The following is a 9158-nucleotide window of genomic DNA, read 5'->3' on the forward strand; positions in this document are numbered from 1 at the left end:
GGTCGCTCAGCCGGTGGCGACGGTGCGCCGACGGACCAGCCGGACCAGCGCGCCGACCACGAGCACCCCGGCTCCGGCGACCACGCTGCCCATCGGCAGGGTGAACGCCAGCACGAGGCAGCCCAGCAGGCCGAGCACCGGGACCACGCGGGGCGGCCGGCCCTCGTCCGGGCCGAGCGTCGCCGCCGAGGCGTTCGCGACCGCGTAGTAGGCCAGCACGGCGAAGGAGGAGAACCCGATCGCCTCCCGCAGGTCGACCGCGCAGACCAGCACCACCACCACGGCGGCGACGGCGAGCTCGGCGCGGTGGGGCACCTGGTGGCGGGGGTGCACGGCCGCCAGCCCGGCCGGCAGGTGGCGGTCGCGGGCCATGGCCAGCGTCGTCCGCGAGACGCCCAGGACGAGCGCGAGCAGGGACCCCAGGGCGGCGACGGCCGCACCGGCCTGCACCAGGGGCGCGGCGGCGGCCCAGCTGCCGGCCTCGACCACGGCGCGCAGCGGCGCGCCGGCGGCGGCCAGCCCGTCCGGGCCGACGGCCAGCAGCGCCGAGACCGCCACGACGGCGTAGATCACCAGCGTGATGCCCAGCGCGAGCGGGATCGCCCGCGGGATGGTCCGCTGCGGGTCGCGGACCTCCTCACCCAGCGTGGCGATGCGCGCGTAGCCGGCGAAGGCGAAGAACAGCAGCCCGGACGCCTGCAGCACCCCGTGCAGGTCGGCGGCGGAGAACCCGTCCGGGAACAGCGCGAGCGCTCCCGGCCGGGCGGGGGCCGCGAGCAGGGCGGCCGACACCACGAGCGCCAGCGTCAGCAGCGTCAGCACGACGACGAGCCGGGTCAGCCAGGCGGTCTTCTGGATGCCGTGGTAGCTCAGCACCGTCAGCGCGACCACCGCCGCCACCGCGAGCACGCGGGACAGCCACGGGTGCCCCGGCGCCAGGTAGACGCCGACGGTGAGGGCCATCGCCGCGCAGCTGGAGGTCTTGCCGACCACGAACCCCCAGCCGGCCAGATAGCCCCAGAAGTCGCCCAGCCGGCGTCGGCCGTACACGTAGGTGCCGCCGGACTCGGGGTAGAGCGCGGCCAGCCGCGCCGAGGACGTCGCGTTGCAGTAGGCCACCACGGCGGCCACGGCCAGCCCCAGCAGCAGGGCGGAGCCGGCCGACCGGGCCGCCGGCCCGAACGCGGCGAACACCCCGGCGCCCATCATCGAGCCCAGCCCGACCACCACCGCGTCGAGCAGACCCAGCCGTCGCGACAGCGACGTCGGTCCCAGCACGCTCCCAGCCACCGCGTCGACCTCTTCCCGTGTCGGCACCTCCCGCCCGGGGAGCCGCGGCCTACTCTGCCCCGCCCGGGTTCTCTCCCCCAAGTCCCTCCGGTCCTCGAGCCGCACGCGGTCGTCGCACCGCCGCGGAGTTCTGCCCCGGGCCCCGGTACCTCTCCCACGCACGGCCCGGTACAGGGCACACTGTGCCGATGGACATCGAGGACGTGGGAGCCGACCGGGGCGAGGAGCCGGCCGGCGGCGCGGTCGACGGCCAGTCGCGCCACATGCAGGTCGGTGTCGTGGCGGACCGGCTGGGACTGTCCATCCGCACCCTGCACCACTGGGACGAGGCCGGGCTGGTCAGCCCGTCGGCGCGCAGCGCGGGCGGCTTCCGGCTGTACACCGAGGAGGACGTCGACCGGCTGTTCACCGTCCGCCGCATGAAGCCCCTCGGGTTCACCATCGAGGAGATGAAGCAGCTGCTCGCCTCCCTCGACGCCCTGCACGACCCGAGCACCTCCGAGTCCGAGGCGGCCGCGGCCCGGGCCTTCATCGCCCAGTGCCGCCAGCGCGCCGAGGAGAGCCTGACCACGCTGCAGCAGCGGCTGGCCTGGGCCGTGGAGTTCCGCGACCTGCTGGCCGCCCTCGACACCGAGCAGGTGCGCGACTAGGACGAGGGGGTGCGGCTCCCCGGTCTGACGGCGGGCGGGCGCTCCTCGGGGCGCAGCCGCCGGTGGCCGAGCCGGTGCCGGACGGTGGCGACCAGCTGGTCCACCCGGTCGGGCAGCGGGTGGTTCTTCTGCCGCAGCGCCGGGTGCTCGACGCCGAACCAGGAGGCGGTGGCCAGACCGGCCGACAGCAGCAGCCCGAGCACGACGAACACCGCCAGCGGCGCCTCGACCAGGGGCGTCAGCGCCAGCAGCTGCAGCAGCGGCCAGTGGTAGATGTAGACGCCGTAGGAGAGGTCCACCCGCAGGCGCACCGGCCGCGGGTAGCAGGCGGCGAACCACAGCAGCAGGTAGGCCAGCGGCACCCCGCCCAGCAGCTGGTAGGGATCGGAGAGCGCGACGCCCACCACGACCCCGACGAGCGCCACCACCGCCAGCCACGAGCGCATCGGGATCCGGTCGGCGTACAGCTGGGCGAGGCAGCCCAGCAGGAACACCAGCACCAGCCGCAGCAGGTCGACGTCCGGCTGCCCCAGCGGTCCGCTGGTGCGCAGCAGCAGCAACCCCCACACGAGGACCGCGAGCACCAGCACCCCGGCCCTGCGCCGGGTGAGCAGGCCCGCGATCCCGCAGACCACCACCAGGCCGTAGCACAGCGCCTCGAAGAAGAGCGTCCACAGCGCCCCGTTCACCACCAGCGGGGTGGGGTTCGTGGCGAACAGCCCGCCGAGCTGGTACTCGCGGATGAGCAGGCCGGCGTTGGCGAGCAGGTAGTGCTGGGCGGTGGGGTCGGTCGTGTAGACCGAGGTCAGCGGCAGCCCCTGCAGCAGCGCCGCGAGCGGGGCGAGCACCCCCGCCGTGACCAGCAGGCAGGCGTAGAAGCCAGGCATGATCCGCAGCAGCCGGTGCCACACGTAGCGCGGCACCGAGCCCAGGGTGAGGAAGCTGCGGGTGACCAGGAAGCCGCTCAGCACGAAGAAGCCGTCGACCGCCACGTCGCCGAGCGTGGTGCCGTTCCAGGTCGGCTGCTCCCCCGTCCGCATCACCCAGGCGTGCGAGACCGCCACCAGCAGCGCGAAGCTGGTCCGCAGCAGGTCGAGGCTGTTACGTCGCGCGTCGAAGCGTTCGTCCAGTGTCATCGGTTCCCCCCGGTCTCGATGGACACCGGAACCGCACCGACAGCGGGCACGGAACCGGCGGAAGAGGGAACGCCCGAACCTGTCGGGCTTCCCTACCCTTACGTAAGGGTAGGTCTGCCGGAGGCGCTGCGGGCGGAAACGGGGAGCCGGGGCGACGGGTGCGAGGTCAACCCTCCACCTACGTTAGGGTATCTAGCGCGCCCGTGAGGCACATCCGCTCCGGTCGCCCACGACGCGCGCCACCCGGCGCCACTCCGCAGCTCGCGGGTCGTGCGCCCGGAACACCCCGCTCGTGGACGGAACCATGACGACGCCTGCCCCTGCACCTGCCCCCGCCGACGACCAGGACGAGTCCACCTCGGTGCTGGCCGCGCTGCGCTCACCGCGACGGCTGCGGACCGAGGTGCTGGCCGGTCTGGTCGTCGCGCTGGCCCTGATCCCCGAGGCGATCTCGTTCTCGATCATCGCCGGCGTCGACCCTCGGGTGGGGCTGTTCGCCTCGGTCACCATGGCCGTGACCATCGCCTTCACCGGCGGCCGACCCGCCATGATCTCCGCGGCCACCGGCGCCGTCGCCCTGGTCGTCGCCCCGGTCGCCCGTGAGCACGGGTTGGACCACCTGGTCGCCACGGTGCTGCTCGGCGGGCTCATCCAGGTCGCGCTGAGCCTGCTGGGCGTCGCGAGGCTGATGCGTTTCATCCCCCGCAGCGTGATGATCGGCTTCGTCAACGCACTGGCCATCCTGATCTTCACCGCGCAGATCACCCACCTGGTCGGGGTGCCCTGGGCCGTCTACCCCATGGTGGCGATCGGCATCGCGATCCTGGTGCTGTTCCCCCGCCTCACCCGGGCCGTCCCCGCCCCGCTGGTGGCCATCGTCCTGCTCACCGCGGCCGCCCTGCTGATGGGCCTGCAGGTGCCCACCGTCGGCGACCAGGGCGAGCTGCCCGACAGCCTGCCCGGCCTCTTCGTCCCCGACGTCCCACTCACCCTGGACACGCTGCGCACCATCGCGCCCTACGCGATCGCGCTCGCCCTGGTGGGTCTGCTGGAGTCGCTGATGACGGCCAAGCTGGTCGACGACATCACCGACACCCACTCCGACAAGACCCGCGAGGGCTGGGGCCAGGGCGTGGCCAACCTGGTCACCGGCCTCTTCGGCGGCATGGGCGGCTGCGCGATGATCGGCCAGACCATGATCAACGTCAAGGTCTCCGGCGCCCGCACGCGGATCTCGACGCTGCTGGCCGGTGTCTTCCTGCTCGTCCTCGTGGTGGTGCTCGGCGACGTCGTCGGGCTCATCCCGATGGCGGCGCTGGTCGCGGTGATGATCATGGTCTCGGTCGGCACGTTCGACTGGCACAGCGTCCACCCGCGCACGCTGCGCAACATGCCGCTGAGCGCCACCGCGATCATGCTGGTCACCGTGGTGGTCACCGTCGCCACCCACAACCTGGCCTACGGCGTCATCAGCGGCATCGTCGTGGCCGTCCTGCTCTTCGCCCGCCGTGTCGCCCACTTCACCGAGGTCGTCGTCGTGCCCTCCCCGGACGAGGGCACCCGCGTCTACGCCGTGAAGGGCGTGCTGTTCTTCGCCTCCAGCAACGACCTCGTCTACCAGTTCGACTACGCGCACGACCCCCAGGACGTCGTCATCGACCTGTCGCAGGCCCAGATCTACGACGCCTCCACCGTGGCGGCCCTGGACGCCATCGAGCTCAAGTACGCCCAGCGGGGTAAGCGCGCCCGCATCGTCGGCCTCAACGAGGCCAGCACCGCCTGGCACGGGCGCCTCTCGGGCAAGCTCGGCGCCGGTCACTGACCGGCGGCGGGAGAAAACCCGCACGACCCGCACCCCCAGCTGTCGCGGCCGCGTCAGCACGGCGTCCGCGGGCCGGGGTGCGGCCGGTCGTGCGGGTTTTCTCCCGCGTGCCCCCGGCCAGGACGGGGTATCCCGGGGCATGCCACCCGGACCACGACGATGAGCGACGACCGCCGGGCGCCCGAGCCGCTGGTCCGCCCGCCCCGGCTGCACCTGGGCCGTGAGGGGAACGCCAACCGCCTGGAGCTGTTCTTCGACCTGGCCTACGTGCTCGCGGTGATGCAGCTCGCCGCCGCCTTCTACGACGACCTGAGCTGGCACGGCCTGTGGGTGCTGGTGGGGCTGTTCGTGGCGCTGTGGTTCTCCTGGGTCGGGTTCACCCTCTACGCCAACCGCTTCGACACCGACGACGTCGTCTTCCGGGTGGCCAAGCTCGCCGCCACCGGGGCCATCGCCGGCTGCGCCGCCAGCGCCTCGGGCGCGCTGGGGCCGTACGGCATCTGGTTCGCCGGCTGCTACCTGCTGGCCGAGCTGATCCTGCTGGCGCTCTACGCCCGGGCCTGGCGCCACGTCGAGGAGGGCCGGCGGACGATCGTGGTCTACCTCGTCACGCTGGCGGTCAGCGCGGTCGTCTGGGCGGTGTCGATGGCCACCCCCGGCACGACCCGCTACGTGCTGTGGGCGGTGGCGGTGCTGGTCAGCGCCGTGGCGCCGGTGCTGGCCACCTTCCGCTCCAGCCGGCTGCCGCTGCACATCGCCCACCTGCCCGAGCGGTTCGGGCTGCTGGTGATCCTGGTGCTCGGCGAGGCGGTCGGCGGGGCGGTGCGCGGCGTCCACGACTCCTCGTGGGCGACGGACGCCGTCGTGGCGGGGGCGGTCGCCTTCGTCTTCGCGGCCGGCATGTGGTGGGTCTACTTCGACGTCACCGCCCGCAGCGGCGAGCGGGAGCTGGAGGACGCCGACGACGAGGCCGAGCCGCGCGAGCAGGGGTCCGGTGAGGACGAGGAGGGGCCCGTCGACCAGCGCCACGACCTGTTCGTCTACGGCCACCTGCCGGTCGCGCTCGGGGTGGTGCTGGTCGGGGTCGGGCTGGAGGACCTGGTCGCCCACCCGATGGAGCCGACCCCCAGCGACGGCAGCTGGGTGCTGGCCGGCGGGCTCGCCGTCTTCCTCGCCGGGGCGGCGATGATCATCGCCGGCACCACCCGGACGCTCCGCTCCATCTGGCCGTGGCCGTCGCTGGGCATCCTGGTCGTGCTGGCCGGCGCGCTGCTCCCGCTGCCGGCCTCGCTGGTGGACCTGGGCATCTACGCCGTGGTGGTGCTGGCCATCGCGGTGCACGGCACGGTCGCCAGCCGGCGCCGCGACACCGCCCTCGGCGGCGACGACTGACCTGCCTCAGCGGGTGAGCGCCTCGACGGCCACCCGGGCCGCCGCGCCGATGGCGGCGTCGACCTCGGGCTGCTCCCCCGCCGGCACGGAGGAGACGGTCAGCGCCGCCACGGCGACCCGGTCGCCGTCGGCGGTGGTGACCACACCGATCTCGTGGCGCAGGTTGAGGAAGGTGCCGGTCTTGCCGACCACGCTGGTCAGGTCGCTGATCAGCTCCGCGCCCAGCCGGCGGTGGCTGGGCTGGTGGGCCATGGTCCGCCGGAGGCGGGCGGTGGCCGCGGGGACGCTGACCCGGTCGGTCCAGACCGCCTCGAGCAGCCGCACCAGCGCCGCGGCGGTGCCGGTGTTGGCGTGGGAGGTGTCGAGCTGGGGCACGACGTGGCCGCCGCCTCCGGTCGCGGCGCGGACGGCCAGCTCGCGCAGCTGGCTGCGGACGTGGTCCGGCAGGTCCGCCACCGCGGTGTTCAGCTCGTGGATGTGGTGGCGCAGCGTGATGTCGTGCCAGCCCCACTGCCGCATCCGCCGGGTGACCTCCGCCGGCGGCACGAAGCGCATCAGGGCGTCGGTGGCCGCGTTGTCGCTGACCGCGAGCGCCATCGTGATGAGGTCGCCGACCGCCACCGTGCAGGGGTGCTCGAACAGCGACAACCCGGTGGGGCCGAGGGTGCGCTCCTCCGGCCGCAGCTCCACCGGCTGCGCCGGGTCCAGCTGTCCGGCCACGATCTGGTCGTAGGCCACCAGGGCCAGCGGCACCTTGGCCACCGAGGCCAGCGGGACGGCCCGGTCCACCTCGAAGCCGAGCTGCTCGGAGCTGTCGAGGTGGCGGGCCAGGAACCCGCCGCTCAGCCCGGCCCGGCGCCACTCCTGGCGGATGTCGTCGGCCACCACCTGCAGCTCGGCGGACCCGTCCCCGGTCGGCTCGGCGCTCACGTCGCCACCGCCCGGGTCAGCCGCGACCGCAGCCGGTCGAGGTCGACCGCCTCCGCCAGCTCGGGGCGGTGCGCGATCCGGTAGGCGCGGGTCAGCGCCAACCCCCGCACCGGTTCCCACGCCAGACCGGCGGCCGAGGCCTCCGCCTCGGTGCACACCAGCAGGTCGGCGCGCTCGTGCACCCGGGTCAGGGCGTCGGTGCGTCCGGCGGTCACCACCAGCTGGTCGGTGCGCAGCCCGTGGGCGTGCACCAGCCGGTGCAGCGGGTCGCGGACGTGCGGGACGGCGTCCTCGCTCTGCAGGTGCAGCACCCGCGGCGGGCGGTCCCGCTCCGAGGCCGGACGCCGCAGCCAGGCCAGGGAGTAGCCCCGCGGGCCGTGCGGCGGCTCCACCGAGGCCACCCCGAGCGGCTGGTCGATGGTGCCGGGCTCGGGCGCGGTGGCGAGCAGCGCGACGTCGGCGCGTCCGGTCTGCCAGGCACGCAACCGCTCCTCCGGGTCGGCCTGCAGGAAGCGGACGTCGTAGCCGGGCAGCCCCTGGCGGAGGGTGGCCAGCGCCCGGGGGTCCGGGTCGGGCGGCAGCGCGACCACCAGCGGCGGCTGCTGGCTGCCGGTGACCGCCACGATCCGCTCCCACTGCGCCACCAGCTCCTCGGCGTGGGGCAGCACCCGGCGGCCCGTGTCGGTGATCGACACCGACCGCGACGTCCGCTCCAGCAGCTCGGCACCCAGCAGCCGTTCCAGGGCGGCCACGCGGCGGCTCACCACGGGCTGCGGGACGCCGCAGCGCTCGGCACCCCGGGTGAAGCTGCCGGTCAGGGCCACCGCCCGGAAGGCGCGCAGGGCTTCCACCACGTCCACGGGTGCCACAGTAGGGCGACCTCCATGGAGGGACCTATGCCGGAACGGGATAGCCGGGCCCGTGTCTGTCTTGGCGTCGCCCGACCGGCGGCGACGACCATGCCGTCCATGACCTCCTCCACCCTGACCCGACGCACCCTGCTCGCCGCCTCCGGAGCGGCCTCGCTGGCCGTGGTGGGCGGCGCCCGCGCCACCGCCGAGCCGTCCGCACCGGGGCTGCCCCGGCTCGGCGAGCTGGAACGGCGCCACGACGTCACGATCGGGCTGTGGGCGCGGAACCTGCGGACGGGGCGGGAGCTGGCGCACCGGGCCGACAGCCGGTTCCCGATCTGCTCGGTGTTCAAGGCGCTCGCGGTGGCCGCCCTGCTGCGAGGCGACCTCGTGGTGCCCGACGCGCACGTGCTGCGACGGCCCGCGCACATCCCGCCGGCTGCGCTGCTCGAGGTCTCCCCCTTCGTCGAGCAGTGCCTCCGCGACGGCACCGTGCCCACCGTCGAGCAGCTGTGCGTGGCGACCCTGCAGCTCAGCGACAACACCGCCGGCAACGAGGTGCTGGCCCGCATCGGCGGCCCCACCGCGGTGACCCGGTTCGCCCGCAGCCTGGGCGACACCACCACCCGGCTCGACCGCTGGGAGCCCGAGCTGAACTCCGCCGAGCCCGACCGGGTCACCGACACCACCAGCCCGCGGGCGGTGGGCAGGACGGTGGCCGGGCTGCTGACCGGGCGGAGCCTGCCGCGCCGCGACCGCGACCGGCTCACCGGCTGGATGCTGGGCAGCACGACCAGCGCGGAGCGGCTGCGGGCCGCGCTGCCGCCCGGCTGGCAGCTGGCCGACAAGACCGGCGGCGGCAGCTACGCCGTCAACAACGACGTCGGTGTCGCCTGGGCGCCCGACGGCACCCCGCTGGCCCTCGCGGTGATGGTCCGCTCCGACGACCCGGCCGCGGTCCGCGAGGACACCGTGGTGGCCGAGGTCGGACGGCTCTGCGTGGCCGAGCTCGGGCCGGGCCGGCGGTGACGCTGCGACGGGCAGGCACCCTGGCCTACTCCGCGGTGATGTTCGTGGTGGTCAGCGT

The 9158-nt window shown here is 74.4% G+C and carries 8 protein-coding genes; 4 read left to right on the forward strand and 4 right to left on the reverse strand.

Annotated features, from left to right (window positions below; genetic code table 11):
• Window positions 1-6: 6 nt before the first annotated feature.
• Window positions 7-1290, reverse strand: coding sequence for an APC family permease (locus tag GC722_RS17355; protein WP_331715019.1), 1284 nt, complete (start codon window positions 1288-1290; stop codon window positions 7-9).
• A 188-nt stretch (window positions 1291-1478) separates the two neighbouring features.
• On the opposite strand from GC722_RS17355, the gene GC722_RS17360 reads away from it, so the two are divergent.
• The gene (locus tag GC722_RS17360) at window positions 1479-1940 is read left to right on the forward strand and encodes a MerR family transcriptional regulator (RefSeq protein ID WP_156611974.1); all 462 of its coding nucleotides are present in this window, start codon (window positions 1479-1481) and stop codon (window positions 1938-1940) included.
• Here the strand turns inward: GC722_RS17360 and GC722_RS17365 are convergent.
• Window positions 1937-3076: an acyltransferase family protein gene (locus tag GC722_RS17365; RefSeq protein WP_156611975.1), complete on the reverse strand. Its 1140-nt coding sequence runs from the start codon at window positions 3074-3076 to the stop codon at window positions 1937-1939. The genes GC722_RS17360 and GC722_RS17365 overlap by 4 nt on opposite strands.
• Before the next feature lie 304 nt (window positions 3077-3380).
• Between GC722_RS17365 and GC722_RS17370 the strand changes: the two genes are divergently transcribed.
• Together GC722_RS17370 and GC722_RS17375 are read left to right on the forward strand one after the other, a co-directional pair.
• Window positions 3381-4898 carry a SulP family inorganic anion transporter gene (locus GC722_RS17370; protein WP_156611976.1) on the forward strand — a complete coding sequence of 506 codons (1518 nt, stop codon included), beginning with the start codon at window positions 3381-3383 and terminating at the stop codon, window positions 4896-4898.
• 159 nt (window positions 4899-5057) lie between these two features.
• Window positions 5058-6290 (forward strand): low temperature requirement protein A, encoded by a 1233-nt coding sequence (locus GC722_RS17375; protein ID WP_156611977.1) that lies wholly within the window; start codon window positions 5058-5060, stop codon window positions 6288-6290.
• A 6-nt stretch (window positions 6291-6296) separates the two neighbouring features.
• On the opposite strand, the gene GC722_RS17380 is transcribed toward GC722_RS17375, so the two are convergent.
• Both GC722_RS17380 and GC722_RS17385 read right to left on the reverse strand, forming a co-directional pair.
• Window positions 6297-7220 (reverse strand): serine hydrolase, encoded by a 924-nt coding sequence (locus GC722_RS17380; protein ID WP_197430254.1) that lies wholly within the window; start codon window positions 7218-7220, stop codon window positions 6297-6299.
• Window positions 7217-8080 (reverse strand): LysR family transcriptional regulator, encoded by an 864-nt coding sequence (locus tag GC722_RS17385; RefSeq protein ID WP_156611978.1) that lies wholly within the window; start codon window positions 8078-8080, stop codon window positions 7217-7219. Before GC722_RS17385 ends, GC722_RS17380 begins: the two co-directional genes overlap by 4 nt.
• Before the next feature lie 108 nt (window positions 8081-8188).
• On the opposite strand from GC722_RS17385, the gene bla reads away from it, so the two are divergent.
• Window positions 8189-9100 (forward strand): class A beta-lactamase, encoded by a 912-nt coding sequence (gene bla, locus GC722_RS17390; RefSeq protein WP_197430255.1) that lies wholly within the window; start codon window positions 8189-8191, stop codon window positions 9098-9100.
• Window positions 9101-9158 lie beyond the last annotated feature (58 nt).

The organism is Auraticoccus cholistanensis (assembly GCF_009742705.1).
GTDB classification, from domain to species: Bacteria; Actinomycetota; Actinomycetes; order Propionibacteriales; family Propionibacteriaceae; genus Auraticoccus; species Auraticoccus cholistanensis.

Excerpts from the sequence above, each read along its gene's own strand:
- GC722_RS17370 (WP_156611976.1), top strand. The coding sequence starts at position 3,381 with ATGACGACGCCTGCCCCTGCACCTGCCCCCGCCGACGACCAGGACGAG.
- bla (WP_197430255.1), top strand. The coding sequence starts at position 8,189 with ATGACCTCCTCCACCCTGACCCGACGCACCCTGCTCGCCGCCTCCGGA.
- GC722_RS17365 (WP_156611975.1), bottom strand. The coding sequence starts at position 3,076 with ATGACACTGGACGAACGCTTCGACGCGCGACGTAACAGCCTCGACCTG.
- GC722_RS17375 (WP_156611977.1), top strand. The coding sequence starts at position 5,058 with ATGAGCGACGACCGCCGGGCGCCCGAGCCGCTGGTCCGCCCGCCCCGG.
- GC722_RS17360 (WP_156611974.1), top strand. The coding sequence starts at position 1,479 with ATGGACATCGAGGACGTGGGAGCCGACCGGGGCGAGGAGCCGGCCGGC.